The organism is Aquirufa sp. OSTEICH-129A (assembly GCF_054558355.1).
In genome coordinates this window covers 81,083-106,367 of record NZ_JBPXKC010000003.1, presented here as the reverse complement: position 1 = coordinate 106,367, position 25,285 = coordinate 81,083, and the positions used below count along the sequence as shown (strand labels likewise).

General features: G+C 38.5%; 21 protein-coding genes and 1 tRNA gene. 16 read left to right on the top strand and 6 right to left on the bottom strand.

Annotation, left to right across the window (positions count from 1 at the left end; translation table 11 throughout):
- The first annotated feature begins 36 nt into the window (after positions 1-36).
- The gene (locus SKC36_RS07000) at positions 37-891 is read left to right on the top strand and encodes a helix-turn-helix transcriptional regulator (protein ID WP_459453543.1); all 855 of its coding nucleotides are present in this window, start codon (positions 37-39) and stop codon (positions 889-891) included.
- A gap of 2 nt (positions 892-893) precedes the next feature.
- On the opposite strand, the gene SKC36_RS06995 is transcribed toward SKC36_RS07000, so the two are convergent.
- Both SKC36_RS06995 and SKC36_RS06990 read right to left on the bottom strand, forming a co-directional pair.
- Positions 894-1,532, bottom strand: a complete 639-nt coding sequence (locus SKC36_RS06995; RefSeq protein ID WP_459465365.1) for a hypothetical protein — start codon at positions 1,530-1,532, stop codon at positions 894-896.
- Between the two features lie 2 nt (positions 1,533-1,534).
- Positions 1,535-1,747, bottom strand: a complete 213-nt coding sequence (locus SKC36_RS06990) for a DUF2188 domain-containing protein (protein ID WP_459453546.1) — start codon at positions 1,745-1,747, stop codon at positions 1,535-1,537.
- A 185-nt stretch (positions 1,748-1,932) separates the two neighbouring features.
- On the opposite strand from SKC36_RS06990, the gene kduD reads away from it, so the two are divergent.
- The 8 genes from kduD to dnaG all read left to right on the top strand — a co-directional run bounded on the left by kduD (position 1,933) and on the right by dnaG (position 13,480).
- Entirely contained in the window at positions 1,933-2,688 is a 756-nt protein-coding gene (gene kduD, locus SKC36_RS06985; RefSeq protein WP_459453547.1) for a 2-dehydro-3-deoxy-D-gluconate 5-dehydrogenase KduD, read from the top strand.
- 109 nt (positions 2,689-2,797) lie between these two features.
- Positions 2,798-3,925: a glycoside hydrolase family 88 protein gene (locus tag SKC36_RS06980; RefSeq protein ID WP_459453548.1), complete on the top strand. Its 1,128-nt coding sequence runs from the start codon at positions 2,798-2,800 to the stop codon at positions 3,923-3,925.
- A 180-nt stretch (positions 3,926-4,105) separates the two neighbouring features.
- Positions 4,106-5,626, top strand: a complete 1,521-nt coding sequence (purH, locus tag SKC36_RS06975) for a bifunctional phosphoribosylaminoimidazolecarboxamide formyltransferase/IMP cyclohydrolase (RefSeq protein WP_459465363.1) — start codon at positions 4,106-4,108, stop codon at positions 5,624-5,626.
- Between the two features lie 140 nt (positions 5,627-5,766).
- On the top strand, positions 5,767-7,734 hold the full coding sequence (gene gyrB, locus SKC36_RS06970) for a DNA topoisomerase (ATP-hydrolyzing) subunit B (RefSeq protein WP_459453551.1): 1,968 nt from the start codon (positions 5,767-5,769) through the stop codon (positions 7,732-7,734).
- Positions 7,735-7,737: 3 nt separating this feature from the next.
- Positions 7,738-7,950: a hypothetical protein gene (locus SKC36_RS06965; RefSeq protein ID WP_459453552.1), complete on the top strand. Its 213-nt coding sequence runs from the start codon at positions 7,738-7,740 to the stop codon at positions 7,948-7,950.
- A 7-nt stretch (positions 7,951-7,957) separates the two neighbouring features.
- Complete coding sequence (ppk1, locus tag SKC36_RS06960; protein WP_459465361.1) at positions 7,958-10,246, top strand: polyphosphate kinase 1; 2,289 nt, start codon at positions 7,958-7,960, stop codon at positions 10,244-10,246.
- Between the two features lie 26 nt (positions 10,247-10,272).
- The gene (locus tag SKC36_RS06955; protein ID WP_459453555.1) at positions 10,273-11,511 is read left to right on the top strand and encodes a NupC/NupG family nucleoside CNT transporter; all 1,239 of its coding nucleotides are present in this window, start codon (positions 10,273-10,275) and stop codon (positions 11,509-11,511) included.
- Positions 11,512-11,515: 4 nt separating this feature from the next.
- Positions 11,516-13,480, top strand: a complete 1,965-nt coding sequence (gene dnaG, locus SKC36_RS06950) for a DNA primase (RefSeq protein WP_459453556.1) — start codon at positions 11,516-11,518, stop codon at positions 13,478-13,480.
- 245 nt (positions 13,481-13,725) lie between these two features.
- Here dnaG and SKC36_RS06945 read toward each other — a convergent pair whose 3' ends face one another.
- The 3 genes from SKC36_RS06945 to SKC36_RS06935 are packed head-to-tail and all read right to left on the bottom strand — an operon-like array spanning position 13,726 to position 17,080.
- Complete coding sequence (locus SKC36_RS06945; protein ID WP_459453557.1) at positions 13,726-14,778, bottom strand: sugar phosphate isomerase/epimerase family protein; 1,053 nt, start codon at positions 14,776-14,778, stop codon at positions 13,726-13,728.
- Positions 14,779-14,783: 5 nt separating this feature from the next.
- Positions 14,784-15,929 carry a Gfo/Idh/MocA family protein gene (locus tag SKC36_RS06940; RefSeq protein ID WP_459465359.1) on the bottom strand — a complete coding sequence of 382 codons (1,146 nt, stop codon included), beginning with the start codon at positions 15,927-15,929 and terminating at the stop codon, positions 14,784-14,786.
- 11 nt (positions 15,930-15,940) lie between these two features.
- A complete protein-coding gene (locus tag SKC36_RS06935) occupies positions 15,941-17,080 on the bottom strand; it encodes a Gfo/Idh/MocA family protein (RefSeq protein WP_459453647.1) in 1,140 nt (379 codons plus the stop codon).
- A gap of 270 nt (positions 17,081-17,350) precedes the next feature.
- On the opposite strand from SKC36_RS06935, the gene SKC36_RS06930 reads away from it, so the two are divergent.
- Both SKC36_RS06930 and SKC36_RS06925 read left to right on the top strand, forming a co-directional pair.
- Positions 17,351-18,562: an MFS transporter gene (locus tag SKC36_RS06930; RefSeq protein ID WP_459453561.1), complete on the top strand. Its 1,212-nt coding sequence runs from the start codon at positions 17,351-17,353 to the stop codon at positions 18,560-18,562.
- 47 nt (positions 18,563-18,609) lie between these two features.
- Positions 18,610-19,185, top strand: a complete 576-nt coding sequence (locus tag SKC36_RS06925) for a peptidylprolyl isomerase (protein ID WP_459465357.1) — start codon at positions 18,610-18,612, stop codon at positions 19,183-19,185.
- On the opposite strand, the gene SKC36_RS06920 is transcribed toward SKC36_RS06925, so the two are convergent.
- Complete coding sequence (locus SKC36_RS06920; RefSeq protein ID WP_459465355.1) at positions 19,169-20,860, bottom strand: sodium:solute symporter family protein; 1,692 nt, start codon at positions 20,858-20,860, stop codon at positions 19,169-19,171. The two genes, SKC36_RS06925 and SKC36_RS06920, sit on opposite strands and share 17 nt — an antisense overlap.
- 302 nt (positions 20,861-21,162) lie before the next feature.
- Here SKC36_RS06920 and SKC36_RS06915 point away from each other — a divergent pair.
- The 5 genes from SKC36_RS06915 to SKC36_RS06895 all read left to right on the top strand — a co-directional run bounded on the left by SKC36_RS06915 (position 21,163) and on the right by SKC36_RS06895 (position 25,284).
- A tRNA-Leu gene (locus SKC36_RS06915) sits at positions 21,163-21,247 on the top strand.
- Between the two features lie 67 nt (positions 21,248-21,314).
- On the top strand, positions 21,315-22,655 hold the full coding sequence (locus tag SKC36_RS06910) for a trigger factor (protein WP_459453565.1): 1,341 nt from the start codon (positions 21,315-21,317) through the stop codon (positions 22,653-22,655).
- Between the two features lie 141 nt (positions 22,656-22,796).
- Positions 22,797-23,504 (top strand): ClpP family protease, encoded by a 708-nt coding sequence (locus tag SKC36_RS06905; RefSeq protein ID WP_459465353.1) that lies wholly within the window; start codon positions 22,797-22,799, stop codon positions 23,502-23,504.
- A 2-nt stretch (positions 23,505-23,506) separates the two neighbouring features.
- Positions 23,507-24,757, top strand: coding sequence for an ATP-dependent Clp protease ATP-binding subunit ClpX (gene clpX, locus SKC36_RS06900; RefSeq protein ID WP_459465351.1), 1,251 nt, complete (start codon positions 23,507-23,509; stop codon positions 24,755-24,757).
- A 2-nt stretch (positions 24,758-24,759) separates the two neighbouring features.
- Positions 24,760-25,284 carry a hypothetical protein gene (locus SKC36_RS06895; protein WP_459465349.1) on the top strand — a complete coding sequence of 175 codons (525 nt, stop codon included), beginning with the start codon at positions 24,760-24,762 and terminating at the stop codon, positions 25,282-25,284.
- Position 25,285 lies beyond the last annotated feature (1 nt).

The following is a 25,285-nucleotide window of genomic DNA, read 5'->3' as shown; positions in this document are numbered from 1 at the left end:
GAGTAGTATAGTATTTAATATATCAATTTTGATAAAATGAAAGTACAATTCGAGGCGGTTCAAATCAAGGAGGAAAGTTCATTTAGAATTTTGCAGACTCCTCATCTTCAGGATTTTTACTTATGGCATTCTCATCCTGAATATGAATTACTTTATATAGAGGCAGAATCGGGGCCAAGAAGGGTAGGGAGTCATGTGAGTCAATATCAACAAAGTGATTTGGTATTTATTGGTCCTCATGTGCCTCATTTAAATTTCGATTATGGACTAAAAGTGCCTTATCGGAAAATAGTGGTGCAAATGAAGGAAGACTTTTTAGGAAGGACTTGGTCAGAGGTGCCAGAATTACACGCCATTAAAACATTGTTTGAAATGGCAAAAACAGGGATTGTTTTTGAGGGGGACAAGAAAGAAGCATTGGGTCAACGCTTGATGGCTTTGCCAGATAAATCGCATTTTGATCAGTTCATGGAGATTTTATCCGTTTTTCAGGTATTGGCAAAAGAAATGCGTTGGGTTTATTTGAATGAAACTGCGACCTGGGAAAACCCCACGCAGCGAGACCAACAACGCTGGAGATTGGTTAAAGATTGGGTTGAAAGTCATTATATGAGGCCCATTTCATTGCAGGAAATTTCTGAGCAATGCCATTTATCAAAGGAAGCATTTTGTCGGTATTTTAAAACAAAAACCCAGTTGAGTTTTACGAATTACCTCAATCAGTATCGAATCACTCAGGCAAAAAAAATGTTAGTTAAAGATCTTAGCATCGGAGATATTGCCTTTGCTTGTGGTTTTGATTCCTTATCTTACTTTACTAAAATATTTAAAAGGACTATTGGAGTAAGTCCGAATATGTATAGGAAGATGATGTTTAAGAAGATTAATTGATTTCAGATTTCATTTTTAAAATCAAATTGACCTTTTATTTCCTGAATATATTCAGGGATTGTGATATGCTGGATGTAATCCAAGGCTAAGGTTTCATCTTGTAGTTGATCTAGTTTTTCATCCAATAATCTTGAATTGAATTCCATGAACTCATCAAATATTTTCCCAGGTGGGTCTTGTTTGTTTATTTTTAATGTTTCACTAAACCATGAATAGAGGCATTTGAAGAGTTCTTTTGTTTCATTCTTATGAGCCTTGGTGTCAAACCCACTAATATCTGACAATGCAGGCATGTATTCGTATTTTTCCGCTTCCAAAATCAAAAATTGCTTTGTTTCGAATGTTTTTTTTCCCGAATACCTGAGACCATAATCAATACCAAGTTCAAATGGCATATTCATTCGAGCAAATTCATTTATCGCTCTAGATTTTACTTTTGAAATATCATGAATACTGTATTGGCACTGTTTGATGATTTCAGTAATTTTTAAAATTCTTGATTGACCTGAATCAAAAAATTCAAGAGAAATCCTTGGATTAAATCCATTTTTAAGAATGATAAATAAAGTTGGTTTTAAAAGATTATCAATAAATTCAGCGTCAAACGGACAATTGATAAATATATTCTTTTCATAACCCATACCTATAAATGGGTTTTATAGGAGATTTTTTTCTCTACAATGCCATTTATTTTATGGACATAAAAATCATTTTTTTCAGATTTACTTAATTCTTGGCCAAACTGAATTGCTTTTTCTCGGCTATCGAAATTTCTGACGGCTTTGGATGATCCTAATTTTTTAACTGACCAAGCTCCCGAAAGAGTAGGAACTACATGATTTGGTTTTTTAGTCATATGCTTATCCATTTGAGTCTTAAAATTGCACGTTTTATTTTAATATAAACTTGCGTTAAATCAATAATTGAATCATTATCAAATAATTGATGAGATTCCAACCACCATGTTTTACAACATGTATTTTAGGCTTAAAGAGTAATTTTATCTATAATTAGGCTTTTGAAAGTAAAATAGAGAAATAGATGTTTGATTTAAGTGGAAAGCTTGCATTGGTAACGGGATGCAAAAGAGGTATAGGAAAGGCTATGGCCATCGGCTTAGCTGAGGCTGGTGCGGACATCATTGGTGTTTCAGCCAATTTGGAATTGCAGGGCTCGGAAATAGAGAAAGAAGTGCTTGCTTTAGGTCGTAAATTTAAAGCCTATCAAGCTGATTTTTCTAACCGTGAGTCTTTGTATCAACTTATAAAAAATGTCAGTTTCGACTTCCCAAGAATCGATATTTTAGTTAATAATGCGGGGACTATTTTACGTGATCCTGCTGCCGAACATTCCGATGAATATTGGGATGAAGTATTGGAAGTCAACTTAAGCTCCCAGTTTATTTTAAGTCGAGAAATTGGTCGAATCATGCTGAAACAAGGTTCCGGAAAAATCATTTTTACTGCTTCTTTATTAAGTTTTCAGGGAGGCATCAATGTGCCAGGTTATGCCGCAAGTAAAGGAGGTATAGCCCGTTTGACCATGGCCTTAGCTAACGAGTGGGCCTCCAAAGGTATTAATGTGAATGCCATTGCTCCGGGCTATATTGCCACTGACAATACTGCTGCTCTTAGGGACGATCCTGACCGTAGCACTTCCATCCTTAGTCGAATTCCCGCGGGAAGATGGGGGAGCCCTGATGATTTCAAAGGCCCCTTGGTATTCTTGGCCTCCGAAGCATCAAACTATGTTCATGGAACTATTTTGACAGTAGACGGAGGATGGATGGGAAGATAACATTATATTGTATTTGCTAAATTGTCTTATTCAATTTTAACTCCTTGAAACAAATTACAAACCTATGAGATATGTCTATTTAATTTTGTGTTTCATCAGTACTGGGCTCATGGCTCAGAAAATTGATGTAAACAAACAGTTTGCCTTGGCTGGTCAACAGTACCAACGTATGTTGGCCGATCACCCAGATACGAGTACTACGGTTCATTCAGCCCGTCCGGATGGAACCTATCGAAATATGCCATCCAGCTGGTGGTGTTCTGGTTTCTTTCCAGGAAGCCTTTGGTTTTTATATGAAAAAACGAAAGATCCTCAATGGGAGAAAGCGGCTAGGTTATGGACGGCAGCTGTTAAAAAGGAGCAATTCAATAAAGGAACACATGATTTAGGTTTTATGATGTTTGATTCCTTTGGAAATCAATTACGTTTGACCAAGGATCCTCAGGCCAAGCAGGTTTTGATTCAATCAGCTAAATCCTTGGCAACTCGTTTCGACCCTAAAGTTGGACTGATAAAATCATGGAATAGCTTTAAAGGTGGATTTAAATACCCTGTTATCATTGATAATATGATGAACCTGGAATTGCTTTTTTGGGCTTCACGCGAAACAGGCGATAAGCGATTTCATGACATAGCCATTACCCATGCTGAAAACACAATCAAGCATCATTTCCGACCGGATTACTCCAGCTATCACGTGATTTTATATGATGAAGAGGGAAAGGTACTAGCCAAGAAGCAACATCAAGGTTACCAAGATGAATCTACATGGACCCGTGGACATGCTTGGGCGATTTACGGATTTACCACCATGTACCGAGAGACGAAGAATAAGAAGTACTTGGAATTTGCTCAAAATATTGCAGATTACTATTTGAACCATCCCAATTTACCTGCAGATAAAATTCCATATTGGGATTTCTATGCACCTAATATTCCCAACGAGGAACGAGATGCCTCAGCAGGAGCCATTACAGCTTCGGCATTGTTCGAGTTGAGTACCTATGCTGGTGCCAAGGGTAAACGGTATTTCCAAGATGCTGTCACCATGTTAAGCGCCTTATCTAGCCCGGCTTATAGGGCGGCTTTGGGAGAGAATAATAATTTCTTAATTAAACATTGTGTAGGGGCTAAGTCTCTTAATTCTGAGATAGATGTGCCATTGGTGTATGCCGACTATTATTTTTTAGAAAGTCTTTTACGTTATGAAGCCTTGACTAAAAAAGGTAGAAAATAAACAGCTTGAAGTGAAATCTAGGGAATCCAATGTAAGAATTGGATTCCCTTTTTATTGAAAGTCATTCAGACTTGGTTTTTGTTAGCAATTCTCCCTAAAACCCGATTAAGCAATCGCATTAAGATTAGTCGGTTTTTGTTTTAATTCGTACCTTTGTGGCTTCATTTATTTCCAAGCCCCATGTCGATTAAAAAAATTCAATCAGCCTTAATTTCTGTTTATTACAAAGATGGTTTAGCACCGATCATTCAAAAGCTTCATGAAGAAGGAGTGACCTTATATTCAACCGGAGGAACTCAATCCTTTATTGAAGATTTGGGAATTCCCGTGATTGCGGTGGAGGATTTAACCGGATATCCATCCATATTTGGAGGACGTGTGAAAACTTTACACCCTAAGGTTTTTGGAGGTATTTTATACCGTCGTGATAATGCTTCTGATGTGGAAGTAGCTAAACAATACGAGATTCCTGCTTTGGATTTGGTCATGGTGGATTTATATCCATTTGAAGAAACGGTAGCTTCAGGAGCTTCTGATGAAGATATTATTGAGAAAATTGATATTGGAGGAATCTCCTTAATCCGTGGTGCGGCGAAAAATTTTGCCGATGTGTTAATTGTGTCATCAAGAGATCAATATGCTGAGGTTTCTTCCATTTTTGAAGTGAATGGAGCAGGCACTACCTTGGAACAAAGAAGAAGTTTTGCTCAAAAGGCATTTGCTGTTTCCTCCCATTATGATGGTGCCATTCAGCGTTATTTCGCTGGAGAATCTGCTGACTTAGCCAATTATACTACTTTGCCCTCCCATTCCTTGCGTTATGGAGAAAACCCTCACCAGCAAGGTAAATTTTATGGAGATTTAGCGGCTTTGTTTGACAAATTGCATGGTAAAGAATTGTCATACAATAACTTAGTTGACGTAGACGCTTGTTTATCTTTATTAGATGAATTTGAAGAAACAGCCTTTGTTATCATCAAACATATGAATGCTTGTGGCGTGGCAACAGGTAATTCGGTCAAAGAGGCTTATGATAAAGCCTTGGCATGCGATCCGGTATCGGCATTTGGTGGTGTTTTAGCGACTAACCAAGAAGTAGATAAGGCTGCTGCTGAATCCATCAATCCATTGTTTTGTGAAATACTAATTGCTCCATCGTTTACAGAAGAGGCTTTGGCCATATTAAAAACAAAAAAGAATCGAATTCTTTTAAAAAGAAATCAAGTTGAGTTTCCCAAGGTAATGTTTAAGACCCTGTTGAATGGGGTATTGGAACAAGATAAAGATTTAGTGATGGAAGGGGTAGCTGATTTTAAAACGGTTACCACGGTAGCGCCAACGGAGGAGCAAAAAAGAGCTTTGGCTTTTGCCTTGAAAATCTGTAAGCATACCAAATCCAATACCATTGTTTTAGCAAAAGAAGGGCAATTATTGGCCTCTGGAGTGGGTCAAACCTCTCGTGTGGATGCTTTGAAGCAGGCCATAGAAAAAGCCAAAGAATTTGGTTTTGATTTACAGGGTTCGGTGATGGCATCTGATGCTTTTTTCCCATTCCCAGACTGTGTGGAGATTGCTAGTAAAGCAGGTGTGGTGGCTGTTACTCAGCCAGGAGGATCTATCAAGGATCAAGATTCCATTGATTTCTGTAATGCTCATCAAATGGCGATGGTCATGACGGGAATTCGTCATTTCAAACACTAATATCATGTGGATTTTTTCCCTGAAGTATTGCTAGTTTTTCAGGGAAAAAATCCTTATTTTTAAAAAATTAATTCAAGAATTTTTAGAGGACTGTCCTATGGAAATAGGGAGTTCTTCATTTAACCCTTTTACACATCATTATGTCAGAAGCACAAGATTCGGCGGCTCAAGATAGAGCAAATTACGGTGCAGATAATATCCAAGTTTTAGAAGGTTTAGAGGCGGTTCGTAAGCGTCCTTCCATGTACATCGGTGATACCGGATTTAAAGGTCTTCATCACTTGATTTGGGAGGTTGTAGATAACTCCATTGATGAGGCTTTGGCAGGTCATTGTGATTTAATCAAGGTTACGATCAATACAGATAATTCCATCTTGGTAGAAGATAATGGTCGGGGTATTCCTACAGGCATGCACACTAAGGAGAAACGCTCTGCTTTGGAGGTGGTTATGACGGTGTTGCACGCTGGAGGAAAGTTTGATAAGGATACCTACAAAGTTTCTGGTGGTCTCCACGGAGTTGGTGTATCCTGTGTTAATGCTTTGTCTACGGATTTAAAAGTAACAGTTCAAAGAGAGGGAAAGATTTTCCAACAAGAATACAAGATAGGAGTTCCTCAGTATCCAGTAAAGGAAGTGGGAACAACGGACAAAACAGGTACATCTGTATTGTTTAAGCCGGATGCAAGTATTTTTACCGTTACTGAATACAAATATGAAACCGTAGCTGGCCGCTTACGTGAATTGTCCTTTTTAAATGCTGGAATTCGGGTATTTTTAACGGATTTACGTGAATTAGATGAAAATGGCGAGCCAAAATCTGAGGAATTTTTCTCAGAAGGCGGTTTGCGTGAATTTGTGACTTATTTAGATGCTACGCGTGAGCCATTATTTGCTGAGCCTATCTACATGGAAGGTGATAAAAATGGTGTTCCGGTTCAAGTAGCCATGTTATACAATACGTCTTATTCTGAAAATGTGGTTTCATATGTGAACAACATTAATACGATTGAAGGCGGTACTCACGTTGCTGGTTTTAGAGGAGCTTTAACACGCACCTTGAAAAACTATGCCGATAAATCGGGCGCATTAGAAAAGCTTAAGATAGATATTGCCGGAGACGATTTTAGAGAAGGACTAACAGCTGTTATTTCGGTGAAGGTTGCAGAGCCTCAGTTTGAGGGTCAAACAAAAACAAAACTGGGTAATGGAGAGGTGTCTGGTGCTGTTTCTGCAGCCATGTCAGATATGTTGGAATCTTGGTTGGAGGAGCATCCTAAAGAGGCTCGCCAGATTGTAGCCAAGGTGATTTTGGCAGCTCAAGCAAGGCATGCAGCTCGCAAAGCTCGTGAAATGGTTCAAAGAAAAACCGTGCTTGGATCTAACTCTTTGCCTGGTAAATTAGCTGACTGCTCGGACTCGGATCCTGAGATTTGTGAGTTATACTTGGTCGAGGGAGACTCCGCGGGTGGAACCGCCAAGCAAGGGCGTAATCGTGCTTTCCAAGCTATTTTACCTTTACGTGGAAAGATTTTGAACGTAGAAAAAGCCCAAGAATACCGTATTTATGAGAATGAGGAAATCAAAAACATGATGACCGCTCTTGGGGTATTTTTTGGTAAAGATGGGGATGAGAAAGCCCTGAATATTGATAAATTACGTTACCACAAAATCATCATTATGACGGATGCCGACGTGGACGGAAGCCACATCAGGACTTTGATTTTGACATTCTTCTTCCGTTACATGCGTCCATTGGTGGATAATGGTTATATCTACATTGCTCAACCTCCTTTATACCAAGTGAAAAAAGGACAAAATGTACGTTACGTCTGGACTGAAAATCAACGTGATCAAGCAGTACAAGAATTAGCTGGTGGAGGTAAAGAAGATAATGTCGGAGTTCAACGTTATAAAGGTTTAGGAGAGATGAATGCGGAACAATTGTGGGAAACTACCATGAACCCAGAATCTAGAACCTTAAAGCAAGTAACCATTGATTCAGCGATTGAAGCAGATTTATTGTTCTCCATGTTGATGGGCGATGAAGTAGCTCCACGTAGAGATTTTATTGAAAAGAATGCTAAATACGCCAAAGTCGACGTTTAGGTTATGAAGTTTGATTTTAAGTCTTACCATGTCAGAGCCATTAATGCGGCAGACGAAACTGAGAAGAAAGCCATCAACCAAGAATTAAAGGACTTTTATGCCAGTTTGGACGAGGAGGAAAAGAAAGTTTTTAATGCCGAGCTTCAACGATACCTGCTTCATGAGGTAGGTAGATTAGGCTCAGATTATGAAGCAATTAAGCAATCAAATGCCTAAATTAATAATGGATCATTCGAATAAAGCAACTAAACATAGCGATACAAAAGATTCCTCCACAGGGAATCTTTTGTCATTACTAAAGCCTAAGAATTGGAAGATCAATTTAGTGGCTCCTAGGGATTCTTCTCGCCGCGTTGAGAAGGCCATGCAGAAGTCGAAAGACATTATTGCAAAATCTAAATTTATTTCGAGGGATTTATCTTGGTTGAAATTTGATGAACGAGTTTTAGATCAAGCAAGGGATAATCAAAGGACTTTATTTGACCGACTAAAGTTCTTAGCAATTACGGCTTCTAATTTAGATGAGTTTTTTACCATTCGTATTGGTTCATTATATAATTACATTGATTTTGGTAAGGAGCGAACCGACTACTCTGGATTGAGGGAAATTCCTTTCAAACAGACCTTGATTGCAGCTGCACAAGAATTTAGTCTAGAAAAGCATCGTTTATTTATTGAGGAAATACTGCCTCTTTTTCCTGAAAATGGACTTTTGATGGCTAATTTGGATGACCTTAGTTTGGAGGAAATGCAAGAAGTGGAAACCTATTTCCATCGGACCATTTATCCAATGCTCACTCCCATGGTTTTTGACCATACGCATACATTTCCAAGCTTATTGGCCAAAACTTTAATTTTTGGAGTAGTTACCATAGGAAATTCCGACAAGAAAAATCTCGGAAAGCATAAGTCAGAGAAAGATAAAAAGATTTCTTTCGTTCAAATTCCTTTGAATTTGGCCAGATTCTATGTGATTGAACGAGATGACAAAGTGCTTTTTTTGCCGATAGAACAATTAATTCGTCATCATTTACAGGTGCTTTACCGAAATGTTGAAATTGAATCTACTACCTTATTTCGTATCACAAGAAATGGTGATTTTGATGTGGTAGAGCATGAAGATGCAGAAATTGATTTTGTAGATGAGATAAAAAAGAAAATAAAAGATCGTCGTTTGGGCCGTGTGACCAGGGTAGAAGTAGAGAAAGAGCATTCTGAGTATCTTCTTGAAGAAATGTTGAAACGATGGTCCCTAGAGAAATCTGATATATTCATCAAGTCATCCATTTTGGATTTTACCGCATTTTGGCAAATAGTCAAACATCCTGAATTCAAGGGTAAAATGGCTTCCAATCCTTCAGTGGTTCCAGCCTTAGGCTTAAAATCGGTGAAGATTGATGATATTTTTGAGACCATGAAGCGTGGTGATATTTTACTTCATCACCCGTATAATAATTTTGACCCCGTGGTTCAATTACTAGACCAAGCGGCAGATGATCCCAATGTATTGGCCATCAAAATTACCTTGTATCGTATTTCTAAGAATTCTAGAATTTCTCATGCCTTATTACGCGCGGCTGAGCAAGGGAAACACGTATCGGTTTTATTTGAGGTAAAAGCTCGCTTTGATGAGGAAAATAACATTCGTGAAGCGACTAAATTACAAAAGGCGGGTTGTTTTGTGATCTATGGTATTCCTGGGTTAAAAACGCATACTAAACTCTTACAAGTAATTCGTAATGAGGGAAATTACGTGATGAGTTATGCACACCTTTCCTCAGGAAATTATAATGAAGATACCGCCAAGCTTTATACCGATATCGGTTTATTAACTACGGATAGTCGGATTACCCAGGACATCTCTGAGTTTTTCAATGTTATTACAGGACATTCCATGCCAACGCATTACGAGCATTTAATTACGGCTCCTCGTGATATGCGTAATCGTTTATTGGAAATGATTCGAACAGAAATGGAAAACCATCAAAATGGTTTACCTTCTGGTATTTGTTTGAAAATCAATTCATTGCAAGATACGCATACCATGGAAATGCTTTATGAAGCATCCCGGGTGGGAGTTCCTGTATTATTGATTGTCCGAGGAATCTGTTGTTTAAGACCTCAAAGAAAAGGATTGTCAGAGAACATTTATATTAAATCCATTGTAGGTAATTATCTAGAGCATACTCGTATTTACTATTTTCATAATGCAGGCGAACCTAAAGTATATGGAGGTTCGGCTGATGTGATGGTTCGAAGTTTCGATCGTCGAATTGAATCTTTATTTGAATTAGTTAATCCAAGGGCTAAAAATATGGCCATTACCATTTTACTTTGGAATTTAAGAGATACGGTTAATTCTTATGAAATGCAGGAAGATGGATCCTATTGGAAAGTGGAAAGCAACGATCCATTTAATATCCATCAGGCGTTTTATGAAATAAAAGAAGATGATTTGGTGAGCCAATTGCCATTTGATCAATTTACAGTTACATTGGAAGGTAAAATTTAGGCATACATCAACATCAATATATCATTATGGAAAGATTTACGGGGCTATTGGGGATTGTTTTAATTCTAGGAGTTTCATTTTTAATGTCCAATAACCGCAAGGCGATTAATTATCGGACGGTGGGTGTAGGTTTACTATTACAGATTTTTTTAGCGGTTTTTATCCTGAAGACAGATACTGGTCAAGCCATTTTCCAATGGTTAGGTGATTCCATCAATACCTTATTAGGTCAAGCAGACAAGGGTGCACAATTTGTCTTTGGATCATTGGTGAATCGAGATTTGATGTCAAAAGCTTTTGGTTCAGGAAATGATTATATCTTCTTTTTTAAAGTGGTTCCCACCATCATTTTTGTGGCGGTGTTGGTCAATATGTTTTACCATTTAGGAATTTTACAACGCGTGGTAGCCGCCATAGGTAAAGTTGTTCATTGGCTGATGGGTGTTAGTGGTGCGGAAGCTTTGTCAAACGTGGCATCTACTTTTGTAGGTCAAGTGGAGGCACAAATTATGATTAAGCCTTATTTGAAAAATATGACGAATAGTGAGCTTATGGCTTCCATGACGGGTAGTTTTGCCTGTATTGCTGGTGGGGTTATGGCGGTATATATTTCTTTGGGTGTTCCTGCAGCCTATTTATTAGCTGCTAGTTTAATGGCAGCCCCAGGAGCATTGGTGATTTCTAAAATTATATTCCCTGAAACAGAAAAATCTGAAACGGAGGGAGCGGTTAAATTAGAAAAACAAAAATCCCATGCCAATTTAGTGGATGCTATTGCCGCGGGAGCTAGTGAAGGATTGAAAGTAGGATTGAATGTGATAGCCATGTTAATCGGTTTTATTGCATTAATTGCCCTAGTGGATTTAGGATTGGGACATATTGGGAATTGGGTTGGTATGCCCACCTTGTCGATGAATTTATTGCTTGGAAAATTATTTTCTGTTTTTGCCTTTGCCATGGGAGTACCTTCGGCTGATATCGAAGTTGCTGGTGCATTAATGGGGAAGAAGATGGTGGTAAATGAGTTTGTGGCCTATTTAGATATGATGAAGGTAAAAGATACCTTGGATCCTAAAACCATAGCGATTACCAGTTTTGCATTATGTGGTTTTGCAAATTTTAGCTCAGTCGCAATTCAAATAGGTGGAATCGGTGAATTGGCTCCATCCCGCAGAAGTGATTTAGCAAAACTAGGTTTTAAAGCATTGATTGCCGGAACCCTAGCTAGTTATTTGTCCGCTACCCTAGCAGGTTTATTATTATAGTAAGATGCGCATTGATCCGGAAACCGTCGAACGAATCAAACAAGCGGCCGCAGTTGCGGACGTGGTGGGAGATTATGTGACAGTTAAAAAGAAAGGTGCGAATTATTGGGCTTGTTGTCCATTTCATGGCGAAAAGACTCCATCATTTTCCATTTCTCCTAGCAAAGGAATTTATAAATGTTTTGGTTGTGGTAAGGCAGGTGATTCGGTACGTTTCATCATGGATATTGAGGGTTTAGGTTATGGCGAAGCCTTACGTCATTTGGCCAAAAAATATGGTATCGATATCCAGGAGGAAGAATTGACCGATGATCAAATCCTTCGTCAAAATGAGCGAGAGAGTCTCTTAATTATTTTGGAATATGCCAAAGAGTTTTTCAAAAAGCAGTTATTCGAAACGCCTGAAGGTAAATCAATTGCTATTCCTTATTTCAAGGAAAGAGGATTTTCTGATTCAACTTTACAAACATTTGATTTAGGCTATAGTCCCGAATCATGGGATATATTTTATAAAACGGCTATTAAGCAAGGCTTTAGTCAAGAAATCATTGAAAAAGCGGGTTTAGTTACTCAAAAAAATGACGAGGGTAAAGTATATGATCGCTTTCGAAATCGAGTAATATTCCCCATCCATAGTGTAGCCGGAAAAGTGATTGCTTTTGGGGCTCGAATTTTAAAATCCGATACCAAGAACCAAGCCAAATACCTAAACTCTCCTGAGACAGAAGTTTACCATAAATCAGCTACACTGTATGGTATTTCTCAAGCCAAAAATGAAATTCGAGCTAAAGATATTTGTTATTTAGTTGAAGGATATACCGATGTTATTTCTTTGCATCAAGCCGGGATTAAAAATGTGGTAGCTTCTTCTGGTACTTCGTTGACTGTGGAACAAATCCGACTGATTGGTCGATTTACCCAACATGTAACTGTTTTATATGACGGAGATGCAGCGGGTATAAAAGCAGCCCTGCGAGGAATGGATTTGATTTTGGAAGAAGGATTGCAAGTAAATTTAGTGGTTTTTCCGGAAGGCCAAGATCCAGATAGTTATGTGAGAAAAGTGGGTTTTGAGGCATTTTTGGATTATATCAAATCAGAATCTAAAGATATTATATCCTTTCAAGCCAATTTGTTTTTGAAGGAAGCTGGAGATGATCCATTTAAGCGTGCGGAATTAATAAAAGAAATGGTTCAGAGTATTTCTAAGATTCCAGACGCCATTCAACGCAGTTTATTCGTTCAGAAAACGGCTTCATTGATGCGCTTGGATGAGGATGTATTGTTGGCTGAATTAAATAAAATCCATTTAAAAAATCTGAAACAAAGGGGGGCAGCTGGAGCTTCATCATCGGAATCGATTTCCAACCAACAATGGCAAGAGATTCAGGAAATCATAGAGCCAACAGGTCAAGTTGCTACAGAAACCCAAACCAATTTAGCCTATTATCAAGAATCAGAGTGCATTCGCCTCTTGGTAAGTTTTGGTCATTTGGAGATCAGTCCAACCAAGGCACCGGGTGTAACACTGATGCAGTATTTGATAGAAGAGTTGGAAGGAACGCATTTTCAAACCCCTTTATTTGAGGAGATACTTGAAATTTGTAAAAGTGAGTTTAATCAACATAGATTCCCTGGTCCTGAGTTTTACCTACATCATCAAAATGAAGATATTCAAAAGTTTGCCATCGATATCAGTGCGGGTAAACATAGTTTATCAGATGTTTGGAAAGACAAACATGATATTCGGGTTAAGTCGGAAGATGAAATGCTGGAAGATTTAGCTTTCAAAAATGTATTGCGCTTGCGTAAGGTTTATAATGATCAGCATTTACATGAAACCTTAGCTAAAATGGAATCATTTCAAGGGGACCCTGAAGATATGAATGCCTTATTGCTGGATTTTATACATTATAAAGAAATACAAAAAAATATTTCCCAGGAATTGGGAACGGTTATTGAAAAATAGCCTTTTCCCCCTTAAGGCTGTCAGCGTTTCAAACGCTGACAGCCTTGCCGAAAGCTAGGGAATTTAGATCAAAAAAGACTTCTTGGAATTGATAATTAACTGTGAAAATCAGTTAGTTGGTAATTCTTGGAATAAGATAATTTAATTGTATTTAAAATCGTTCATGCTTTTACAACGCTGTCAAGGTTTGGAACCTTGACAGCGTTAAGCAAAAAAGCTGGTAAAAGCATGAATGGATATTATTCTTATAATCCTAATACACGCTTGTTGAATTCTACATCAGCACCACCACCTGCAAAATCATCAAATACTTTTTCAGTAGCTTTGATAATGTGGTTAGCAATGAATGGAGCACCTTCTGTAGCGCCTTGTACTGGATCTTTGATGCAGCATTCCCATTCTAAAACAGCCCAACCTTCGTATCCGTATTGAGTTAATTTAGAGAATATGCTTTTGAAATCAACTTGGCCATCTCCTAATGAACGGAATCTACCTGCACGGTTTACCCATGACTGATATCCTCCATAAACTCCTTGTTTACCTGTTGGGTTAAACTCAGCATCCTTTACATGGAACATTTTGATACGTTCATGATAAAAATCAATGTATTGTTTATAATCCATGGCTTGTAATACAAAGTGAGATGGATCATACAATAAATTGGCACGCTTATGTCCTTTAACTGCCTCTAAAAACATTTCATAGGAAACACCGTCATGTAAATCTTCGCCAGGATGAATTTCGTAACAAAGATCAACCCCACACTCATCAAATTTATTTAGGATAGGTGTCCAGCGACGGGCCAATTCTGCAAATCCTTGCTCTACTAATCCAGCAGGACGCTGCGGCCAAGGATAAACGGTATGCCACATCAATGCGCCAGAGAAAGTAGCATGTGCATGTAAACCTAAATTTTCAGATGCTTTAGCGGCATACATCAATTGTTGAACGGCCCATTCCGTTCTAGCTTTTGGATTACCTTTGACAGAATCAGGAGCAAATCCATCAAACATGATGTCATAAGCCGGATTTACAGCTACTAATTGTCCCTGTAAATGCGTCGAAAGTTCTGTTATTTGCAAGCCCTTGGCGGCTAACATGCCTTTCAATTCGTCGCAATATGTTTTTGATTCAGCTGCTTTCTGTAAATCAATACAGCGTGGATCCCAAGAAGGAATTTGAACTCCTTTATATCCTAATCCCGCAGCCCAGGTGCTTATTCCGTCTAAGGAATTGAATGGAGCCTGGTCACCCATGAATTGGGCTAAAAATATAGCTGGTCCTTTAATGGTTTGCATAGTTATTAAATTTTAACCCACGCTTGTTTGCGGGTACTTTCAAGAATTTTTTCACAAATTAATAATTCACGATACCCATCCGCAAAAGTTGGATAGCTAGGCTTTTCAGGTTGCTTACCTTGCTCAATAGCCGCATAAACTTCCTTGAATAATTGCTTAGAAGTATCTGGGAATCCTTCATTATGTCCTCCAGGGAAAGTCATAATCGCAGATGCTTCTGGATAGGCTAGGGATGGATCTCGCATTAATACTTGATTTGCTTGGTCTCTATTACCTAACCAAACTTCATTGGGCGCTTCTGAATTCCAAGCAAAGGTTTTCTTTGAACCAGAGATCTCTAATTTCAATTGGTTTTTACGTCCAGCCGAAACCTGAGAAACCGTAATGGAACCACGATTTCCATTGTCAAAACGTAAAAGTACGTTGGCATGGTCTTCTGTAGTAATATTCACATCCGCATAATCTTCTGGCTGAAGCATCTTACCTGAATATGTTTCAATAGCTTTCAACGGTTTTTTACGTGTAGTATGTACCGTATTAAAATCGGCCATCACTTCTACCGTCTTCAAACCTGTAATGTACTCAATGATATCCATGAGGTGTGAACCAATATCGGCAATGGCTCTAGAATCTCCTGATTTATCTGGTTCCAAACGCCAGTTGTAATCTGTTTCATAAAACAACCAATCTTGTAAATAAGAACCAATGATAGAATAAACCTCACCAAGATCACCTTTTTCACGCATGGTTTTCATTTGACGTACCAAAGGATAGTAACGTAAATTGAAATGAACAGCATTCACCTTACCTGACTTGGTAGCTAACTCCACTAACTCCTCTGCCTCATGAAGGTCTTTTGCCAAAGGTTTTTCACAAACCACATGTTTTCCAGCTAATAAGGCTGCTTTCGACTGAGAATAGTGTAAGAAGTTTGGTGTACAAATGTGTACACAAGCTATGTCATCCTGCTTCATTAATTCGTCGAATGTATACCAACGGGGAATACCCAATTGTTTTGCCTTAGCTTCAGCTAATTCAATGGTAACTTCACAAAGCGCAGCTACCTCCACATTCGGTAATCGTCTTAATGCCTCAATATGAGCAGGTCCAATAAAACCCGTTCCTACGATTCCAACTTTAATTTTTGTCATGTTATTCTATATTAAATTTCAAATTTGGTCCACTTATTTGTATTGTCTTTAGACGATCTAACTACATTTTCTATGAATGCCATTCCCTTGATTCCCTCATCAATTCCTGGGAAATCATATAAGGGATCTTGTTCTTTACCTTCCCAATGAGCACGAAGTGCAAAAGCGAAATTCCGGTAAATATTAGCAAAGGTTTCTACGTAACCCTCCGGGTGTCCTGCTGGCTGACGGGTATGTGCTTGGGCTTGTGCAGATAAACTACCCACATTGGTCCTTATGGTTCTACTACCTCCATCTCTAGACTTAATGATTAAGGTATTAGGGTCCATTTGATGCCAAACGATACCAGCTTTGGAGCCATATACACGAATGTTTAAATCGTTTTCTTCACCATTGCAAATTTGACTGCAATGTAAAACACCGCGGGCACCATTATTGTAATGAATTAAGATATTTCCATCATCATCTAATTGTCTGCCTTCCACAAAAATGGTTAAATCCGCACATAATTCTTCAATATGTAATCCGGTAATGTATTCAGCTAAATTTTCGGCATGTGTACCAATGTCGCCAATTGCTCCGGCAGCTCCACAACGAGCCGGATCAGTTCTCCAAGCCGCTTGTTTTTGCCCCGTCGCTTCTACCAAATCAATTAACCAACCTTGTGGATATTCCACAATCACTTTGCGGATTTCTCCTAATTCCCCAGAATCGACTAAGTGCTTGGCTTCTTTAATCATCGGATATCCCGTATAATTATGGGTCAATGCAAAAATCAATCCAGTAGCATCTATAATTTTCTTTAACTCCTTAGCTTCTGCCAAGTTTAAGGTAGCAGGCTTATCACAAACCACATGAAATCCATTTTCTAAGGCCATTTTAGCAGCCGGGAAATGTAAGTGGTTGGGCGTTACGATGGATACAAAATCCATGCGTTCACCTTCTGGTAATGTTTTTTCCTTGAGGATCATTTCTTCATATGACCCATAAACTCGACTAGCATCTAAGTATAATGCCTCACCTGTGGCTTTGGACTTTTCAGCACTAGAACTGAATGCTCCACAAACCAATTCTATTTCTCCATCTAATTGAGAACCACGACGGTGCACAGCTCCAATAAATGCTTCTAGACTACCGCCAATCATCCCCATGCGGATTTTTCTGCCTTGACGGTTTTTTGCCTGTGTAGAAGAACCTCCCTGAATCATATTTATATTGATTTAGATTTTTTTAAAAAATTGACTCTAAATATACTAATTTGAGCCAATAGCGCTGTAGAATTAATGAAATATTAAAAATATTTTCAATTTAATAGGAAACTTTGAAAATCTTTTCGTTTTTTTGACATGATTTTTCTAATGTTAATTTTTAATTTTTCAAGAAAAAACGTTGTTTCACCCTTTAACTAAATCTAAACAACTATGAGTCAAACCATTAATGCAAATCGCTTGTTCTATGCTAGTTGCTTTGCGCTTATCACAACGGCCTTCTCTTTTAGCATTAGAGCAGGTATTCTAACTCAGTTAGGAGCAGAATTAAACTTAGATACTGTCCAATTAGGACATATCAATCAAATGTGGTTCTTAGGTTTCCCAATATCCATGATTCTTGGTGGGGTTTTCTATTCAGCCATTGGTCCTAAATTGATCATGCAAATTGCTTTGATCGCTCACGCTATTGGTATTTTATTAACTATTTATGCGGTTGATTACAATACCTTATTAATTTCAACTCTTTTAATTGGTTTAGGAAACGGTTGTACAGAAGCCGCTTGTAATCCAATGATCGCCGATTCTTATTCTGGATTGGACTTCAATAGCAAATTGAACCGTTTCCACATGTGGTTCCCAGGTGGTATTGTGATTGGTTCATTGATTTCTAAATTTATGACAGATGCGTCAATGTCATGGCAGGCGCAAATCTGGGTAATCTTAATACCTACAGCTATTTATGCGATATTATTCTACGGTCAAGCTTTCCCTAAGCCACGTGCTGGTGCTGAAAATGCCTTAGATAGTTTCAAAGCAATGCTAAATCCATTGTATTTATTCATGGCTGCTTGTATGGCATTAACTGCTATTTCTGAATTTGGTCCTCAGCAATGGGTAGGTCCAATCTTGGCGAAAGCTGGTGCAAGCCCAATGCTAATTTTAGCACTTGTAACTGGATTAATGGCTGTTGGTCGTTATTTCGCAGGTCCTATCATTCATAAGTTAAATACAGTAGGGGTACTTTTAGGTTCAGCCATCTTCGGAGTAATTGGTTTATACATGATGTCTACCATGGATGGTTCTATGCTTTATGTAGCAGCTGTATTCTTTGCATTAGGTATTTGCTATTTCTGGCCAAACATGTTAGGCTATGTTAGTGAAACTATGCCTCAAACTGGTGCCCTAGGATTATCTATTTTAGGTGGTATCGGAATGTTCTCTTCTTCTATGTTCCAACCAATCATCGGAGCTTGGATTCAAGAAAATAAGATTGCAGCAGAAGCTACAGGTTTAGCGGGTGATGCTGCTGATTTAGCCGCTGGTCAAGCGACTCTTTCTAATATGTTGATCTTCCCAGCTATTTTAATTGTAGCTTTTGTGGGATTATACTTCTTTGGAAAGAAAGTAAACCATTCTGCATAAATCAGATATTTGAATTAAATTAGGGGGCTTTTATGCCCCCTTTTTTTATGCGTCTACTTTTATTATTGTTTATTGTAGGTCTGTTTTCCTGCCAATCAAATTGGAATTTGGATCCCGTTCATGTCAAAGAATCTTTACAAAAAGGGGCTGACCAATGGACAGAAAATAAAGTACTAGTCTCAACCCGATTGGGGGACTTTGAAATGGAGCTCGATGCCCGTACTCCTTTACATCGCTTGAATTTTATTCGTTTGGTTAAAATGGGCTATTTCGAAGATCGGTATTTTTACCGTATCGTGTATGTGACAGGTATACAAGGAGGAGGGGAGTATCGTGACCGATTGAATTATTTAGTTCCTGCAGAATACATCGATGACCTTAAGCCCGTTCGTGGTAGTTTAGCCATGGCGCGCTATGATGAAGGAAATCCTGAGCAAGCCTCTTCACCAAGTGAATTTTTTATCGTTACTGATACCGAACAAGCAGCAAGGTTTTATAAGAAATACGTGGTATTTGGCAAAGTAACCAAAGGTATGGCGGTGGTTGATTCCATCTTCAATGCCAAATCCTACGATGAAAAACCTGTCATCCCTGTCAAATTTGACATCAAGGTTTTGCCTTAGTCCATTGCCCTAGCGTTTGAAAAATGAAGGCTAAGGCTACCACCATTACACATCCAAGCACATTCAGCCACAAGAATGCCATGAGGTCGATTTTCCAGGCATAGATTACAAAGGCCTCAGCAATAATGGCTGCCCAAAAAACATGAGAACCTTGGGTTTTAGGTAAGTAAAAGGCACATAAAAATACGCCTAATATGGTTCCATAAAACCAAGACCCGAGGATATTCACCACTTCAATCAAGCTACCCATATTGACAGAAAATTGGGCAACTACTAGGCAGAAAATTCCCCAGGCTAGCGTAACTATTTTGGAAGACCACCAATAATGTTCATTGCTAGCATGTTGGTTAATGAATCGTTGGTATATGTCCACCATAACCGTGGAGGTTAAAGAACCAAAGGCGGAGGCCATAGAGCCCATGGAGGCTAATAATATCATGGCAATAAGAAAACCCACCAAACCAATGGGCAAGTGGTCTACAATGAAACGAAGGAAGATGTAATTGGTATCCTGACTTTCGGCTTTCAAGTTTTGTGATTTTAGTAATTCTACCGCCTTCTCTTTGACTTGCTTTTGTTTTTCGTGCAAATCCATGATTTGCGATTTCAGTACTGGGATTTTTTCAGCATCTTCTTGAGAAATGGCCTGAATCAAAGCACTTTCTGTTTGCTTTTTTTGGATGAAAATCTGCTTGTTTTCTTGATCAATAGCTTCATGCCCTTTGGCGGAATTCCAATTCAGTTCTGTAGTTTTATTGAAAAATATAGGAGCTTGGTTGAATTGATAGAACACAAATACCAATATGCCCACCAATAAAATAAAAAACTGCATGGGGATTTTCAGAAATCCATTCAGTAATAATCCTTTTTTACTCTCATTGGCAGTATGCCCCGTTAAATAACGTCCAACCTGGCTTTGATCTGTACCAAAATAAGAAAGTTGCAGAAAGAACCCGCCGATGATTCCCGACCAGATTGTATAGCGATTATTGATATCAAATTTCCAATCGATTAGATTGATTTTACCCATTTTGCCTGCTAGCTGCAAGGATTCTTTCATACCTATTTCCTGAGGTAATGCCTGAATGATGTAAATGGCAGCAATGACCATACCGGCTAGGACAACTCCCATTTGTAGTAATTGCGTGTAGGAAATGGTTTTTGAGCCACCGAAAATGCAATAAAAAGTCACAACTGCCGCTGTGATACAATTGGTCCAAGTTAAATCCCAGCCAAGCAGGGTTGAAAGGATAATGGATGGAGCGGCAATGGTGACACCGGTAGAAAGTGCTCTCGGGATAAGGAAGAGAAAACTCGTTAATATGCGAGTTTTGGAATCAAAGCGTTCTTCCAAGAATTGATAAGCAGTGAATATTTTTAATTGATAATACTGAGGAATAAAGGTGACAGATAAGACAATCATGGCAATGGGTAAGCCCAAATAAAATTGCACAAAACGCATGCCGTCTGTGTAAGCTTGACCCGGTACGGATAAAAATGTGATAGCAGAAGCTTGTGTAGCCATCACAGACAATAATATATGGTACCAAGGCAGTTCACGATCTGCCAGCAAAAAGCCCTTTAGTGAGTGCTTAGCCTCCCTACCTTTCCAACTCCCATAGAGCACAATTCCGCCAATGGTCAATAGTAAAACTATCCAGTCTAATTGATGCATATTTATTGGAATATGGCGCTAAAAATCTCGAAAAACAGAATGATAAAAACCACGAATAGGCCAAGTAATATATACCAAATTTTCCAATGGCTTGGATGGTGATGTGTTTCTTGTTTCATGGATGAATTGAATTGTTAAAAATAGAACAGAAAAGCTTACAATACTCACAATTTATCTTAAAAGCTGTTAAAATATGCGATTTCCTATTTAAATCTTGAGACGAAATTTTTGACCAAATATAAATTTTCCAAGTGTTTTGGAATACTTAATTTTGCTAATTACCTTTGCACCTCCAAATGCAAGCGGGCGTGGTGGAATTGGTAGACATACCAGACTTAGGATCTGGCGCCGCGAGGCATGGGGGTTCGAGTCCCTCCGCCCGTACCATCGGCAAGCCCTCAAGACCAAAAGGTATTGGGGGCTTTTTTTAATTAAAAAATTTAAATACTTCCATATGAATATTTCGCTCAACCATTCAAATGATTTAGAAGGTCGTTTGACTGTTGTCGTTTCAGCTGCTGATTACCAAGATAAGGTAGAAACTAAATTAAAAGATTACCGCAAGAAAGCGAGTATCAAGGGCTTTCGTCCTGGTATGGTGCCCATGCCATTAATTAAAAAATTGGCAGGACAATCCATTTTAGTGGAAGAAATTAATCATTTGCTTGGCCATGCCGTGAGTGATTACATCAAAGAAAATAAATTAAACCTGGTTGGAGAGCCTATGCCAGCTGTTGATGAAGCAGATGCGATCGACTGGGAAAAAGATACAGAATTTACTTTCCATTATGATTTAGGTTTCCACGGAGAATTTTCAGTTGATTTGGAAAAAATCAAAACGGTAAACTCCTATGAAATCAAAGCCGATAAAAAGGAAATCGAAGAAACGATTGAGAACTTAAAGAAGCAATTTGGAGAGCAGACTCACCCAGAGTCAGTGGAAGATCGTGATTTAGTATTTGGAACTTTTACTCAAGGAGATTGGGTAGAAAAATCAGCTATACCTTTGCATTCCATCAATGATAAATCTAAAAAGATTTTCATTGGAGCTAAAGTAGGTGATACCTTAAAGTTTGCCATAGATAAAGTTTTCAATGATGCTAAATCATTGGCTTTGGCTACTGGTAAGAAAGAAGAAGAAGTAGGTGATTTGACAGGTGAGGTTTCCTATGTAGTGGAAGACATTACTCGTTCTGTTCCAGCCAATTTAGACCAAGCATTTTTTGATAAGGTTCTAGGTGCAGGTAAAGCTACAGATGAAGCTAGTTTCCGTGAGCAGTTAATTGAAATTGTTCAAGATAATTACAAGCGTGAAGCAAATTATTTATTGCGTATAGACGCTGAAAAAGCATTATTAGACCAAGTGAAAATTGATTTACCTGAGGCTTTTTTACGTAATTGGTTAGTACGTATCAACGAAGGTAAATTTACTCCAGAACAAATTGATCAAGATTTTGATAATGTGAAAAAGGATATCCGTTGGAACTTAATCAAGAACGAAATCGCTGAGAAGTTTGAAGTAAAAGTAGAATACGCAGAGGTAGTTGAAAAAGCAAAAGATATGGTACGTCAGCAATTCGGCGGTTACTTATCGGCTGATCAACCGGGTATTGAAGAAATGATTGAGAAAATTGCCATGGGTTATTTGAGTGATAAATCAAAGTCAGATAATTTCATGAACTTATATAACCAGGCATTTGCAGATAAGGTATCCGCAGTGATTGTTGAAAAAATTCCACATAAAGTTTCTAAAATTGATGTGGATAAATTTAAAGAAATCGCAGCAGCCTTGTAGTCAAGCGTATTTGTTGGAATTTTCAAAGCCCCGTTTTTACGGGGTTTTGTGTGAACTAAGCATTCCAAAATTTGGTTTACCAGCTAATTGCTCGCAATTAATCCGACATTTATTTTAAATTTGAATCTTAAACTAAAAATTATGTATCCCAAGGAATTATCAGGAGACGAGTTTCGCAAATATGCGGTACACCATAAAGGCTTAAACGGTTTAGCAGTAGATCAATACATGAATCAAATGGGAAGCCAAGTGAATCATCGTATTGACGACATGACCCAATACATCATTGAGGAGCGCCCGATGCGTTTTGCTCAAATCGACGTGTTTTCACGCTTGATTATGGATCGTATTATTTTCATGGGTGTTCCGGTAGATGATTACATGGCCAACATCATAGTGGCTCAGTTATTATTTATGGAATCGACCGATGCGAAAAAAGATATAGTGATGTACATCAATAGTCCAGGCGGCTCGGTATATGCAGGTTTAGGTATCTATGATACTATGAATTACATCCGTCCGGAAGTGGCCACTGTTTGTACCTCTTTAGCAGCATCTATGGGAGCTGTTTTATTGGCTGGTGGAGCAGCAGGAAAACGTTCTGCCTTAGAACATGCCCGTATCATGATTCACCAACCTTCTGGTGGAGCACAAGGTCAAAGTCGTGATATCGAAATTACAGCTCGTGAAATCGTTAAAATCCGTCAAGAATTGTATGATATTTTGGCAAAGCATTCAGGTAAATCATTTGAAGAGATTGAGCGTGATTCTGACCGCGACTATTGGATGAAGGCAGATGAGGCGAAGGAGTATGGTTTGATTGATGAAATTTTAACTCGTAACGTGTAAGGATGGCAAATCCCAAAAAGAATAATAATTGTTCATTTTGTGGCCGAAATAAAGCGGAGGTGGGTATTTTGTTGTCGGGAATCGACGGACAAATATGCGACCAATGTTTGCAACAAGGCTATGAGGTAATTAAAGAGGAATTAGGTGCTCCTGTTGCTAATAAAAAGAAGGCTAATCAGCAGTTTGAGTTGGTTAAACCCAAGGATTTAAAGGAACACTTGGACCTTTATGTGATTGGTCAAGAAGAGGCTAAAAAGCACCTTTCCGTAGCGGTTTATAATCACTACAAACGTTTAATGCAGCCAAGTAATGAGGAAGATGTAAAAATCGAAAAGTCAAATATTTTGATGGTAGGTGAAACCGGTACGGGTAAAACCTATTTGGCCCGAACCTTAGCCCAAAAACTTCAAGTTCCTTTTTGTATAGCTGATGCTACCGTGATTACTGAAGCTGGTTATGTTGGAGAGGACGTGGAAACTATTTTGACCCGCTTGCTACAAGCTGCGAATTACGATGTAGCCAAGGCTGAGTGTGGAATTGTATTCATTGATGAAATTGATAAGATTGCCCGTAAATCAGACAATCCCTCCATCACACGAGATGTGTCAGGGGAAGGGGTTCAACAGGCATTATTGAAATTGTTGGAAGGATCCATCGTGAATGTACCCCCTCAAGGAGGGAGAAAACACCCAGATCAAAAAATGATTGCCGTAAATACAGAAAACATTCTTTTCATTTGCGGTGGGGCTTTTGATGGTATCGGTCGACATATCTCCAAGCGTTTGAATGCGCGGCCTATCGGTTTTTCTGGGGATGACACTTTCCATGATTCCTTTGAGAAGGATCAAATCATGAAATATGTGACAGCTCAAGATTTAAAATCATTTGGCTTAATACCCGAACTATTAGGTCGTCTGCCAGTGATTACTTACCTTAACCCACTGGATCAAACAGCCTTATTGGCAATTTTGACAAAGCCAAAAAATGCCCTAGTTAAACAATATGAAAAATTGTTTGATATGGAGGGAGTGAAGTTACATTTCACCGATGAAGCATTGACATACATGGTTGAACAAGCCATGCAGTATAAATTGGGTGCGCGTGGTTTGAGATCCATTATGGAAGCTATCATGACAGATGCCATGTTTGATATTCCTTCTCAAACAAACATTTCAAGTTTTGAAGTGGATTTGGCATATGCAAAATTGAAATTCGAAAAAACGGTGTTCCATCAAATGAAAGTAGTAGCCTAATTATGAAAAGAAGTCTAATCGTTCTCACCTTAACTTTATTCATTGCCTCTTGTTCCCATAAAGGCGCGTATTTTGCTGTATATCAGCAAGTCCAGCCCTCGAATAAGGCCATTGTTAACCCTGTTCAAACAGAAGAACCAACTTTGTTGGTTAGCCAATCCAATCAACTTTCAGAAGAAATTGTACCAGTTACAGCAAATACTTCTGAAGAAGCAAAGCTAGTGACTGAATTAAATTCTTTGAATCAGGAAGTGAAATCCATGAAGCACATGGAGAAAAAAGAGTTGGTTCAACATAAAAAAGCGTTCAAAGCGCAGCTTAAGGCTCAAATTAAAGCGTATAAAGCTCAAGCGAAGAAACAAAAGCAAGCCTCTAGTCCATCATCTTGGGATTCCAAAGTGAAGATTGGGGTTATATTATTGATTATAGGTATCATACTTTCCATTTTTGGATTGGGCACAATTGGGGCTGTTTCAGCTTTCATTGGATTGATATTTGTCCTGTTAGGTCTTTTGCATACGTTTTAAT

What these genes read in the sequence shown, in the direction of transcription:
- SKC36_RS06955 (WP_459453555.1), top strand. Translation starts at nt 10,273, where the DNA reads ATGGAAAGATTTACGGGGCTATTGGGGATTGTTTTAATTCTAGGAGTT.
- SKC36_RS06995 (WP_459465365.1), bottom strand. Translation starts at nt 1,532, where the DNA reads ATGGGTTATGAAAAGAATATATTTATCAATTGTCCGTTTGACGCTGAA.
- SKC36_RS06940 (WP_459465359.1), bottom strand. Translation starts at nt 15,929, where the DNA reads ATGACAAAAATTAAAGTTGGAATCGTAGGAACGGGTTTTATTGGACCT.
- SKC36_RS06905 (WP_459465353.1), top strand. Translation starts at nt 22,797, where the DNA reads ATGTATCCCAAGGAATTATCAGGAGACGAGTTTCGCAAATATGCGGTA.
- SKC36_RS06910 (WP_459453565.1), top strand. Translation starts at nt 21,315, where the DNA reads ATGAATATTTCGCTCAACCATTCAAATGATTTAGAAGGTCGTTTGACT.
- purH (WP_459465363.1), top strand. Translation starts at nt 4,106, where the DNA reads ATGTCGATTAAAAAAATTCAATCAGCCTTAATTTCTGTTTATTACAAA.
- dnaG (WP_459453556.1), top strand. Translation starts at nt 11,516, where the DNA reads ATGCGCATTGATCCGGAAACCGTCGAACGAATCAAACAAGCGGCCGCA.
- clpX (WP_459465351.1), top strand. Translation starts at nt 23,507, where the DNA reads ATGGCAAATCCCAAAAAGAATAATAATTGTTCATTTTGTGGCCGAAAT.
- ppk1 (WP_459465361.1), top strand. Translation starts at nt 7,958, where the DNA reads ATGGATCATTCGAATAAAGCAACTAAACATAGCGATACAAAAGATTCC.
- SKC36_RS06895 (WP_459465349.1), top strand. Translation starts at nt 24,760, where the DNA reads ATGAAAAGAAGTCTAATCGTTCTCACCTTAACTTTATTCATTGCCTCT.
- SKC36_RS06925 (WP_459465357.1), top strand. Translation starts at nt 18,610, where the DNA reads ATGCGTCTACTTTTATTATTGTTTATTGTAGGTCTGTTTTCCTGCCAA.
- SKC36_RS06980 (WP_459453548.1), top strand. Translation starts at nt 2,798, where the DNA reads ATGGCTCAGAAAATTGATGTAAACAAACAGTTTGCCTTGGCTGGTCAA.
- SKC36_RS06990 (WP_459453546.1), bottom strand. Translation starts at nt 1,747, where the DNA reads ATGACTAAAAAACCAAATCATGTAGTTCCTACTCTTTCGGGAGCTTGG.
- kduD (WP_459453547.1), top strand. Translation starts at nt 1,933, where the DNA reads ATGTTTGATTTAAGTGGAAAGCTTGCATTGGTAACGGGATGCAAAAGA.
- SKC36_RS06920 (WP_459465355.1), bottom strand. Translation starts at nt 20,860, where the DNA reads ATGCATCAATTAGACTGGATAGTTTTACTATTGACCATTGGCGGAATT.
- SKC36_RS07000 (WP_459453543.1), top strand. Translation starts at nt 37, where the DNA reads ATGAAAGTACAATTCGAGGCGGTTCAAATCAAGGAGGAAAGTTCATTT.
- SKC36_RS06945 (WP_459453557.1), bottom strand. Translation starts at nt 14,778, where the DNA reads ATGCAAACCATTAAAGGACCAGCTATATTTTTAGCCCAATTCATGGGT.
- SKC36_RS06965 (WP_459453552.1), top strand. Translation starts at nt 7,738, where the DNA reads ATGAAGTTTGATTTTAAGTCTTACCATGTCAGAGCCATTAATGCGGCA.
- SKC36_RS06935 (WP_459453647.1), bottom strand. Translation starts at nt 17,080, where the DNA reads ATGGGGATGATTGGCGGTAGTCTAGAAGCATTTATTGGAGCTGTGCAC.
- SKC36_RS06930 (WP_459453561.1), top strand. Translation starts at nt 17,351, where the DNA reads ATGAGTCAAACCATTAATGCAAATCGCTTGTTCTATGCTAGTTGCTTT.
- gyrB (WP_459453551.1), top strand. Translation starts at nt 5,767, where the DNA reads ATGTCAGAAGCACAAGATTCGGCGGCTCAAGATAGAGCAAATTACGGT.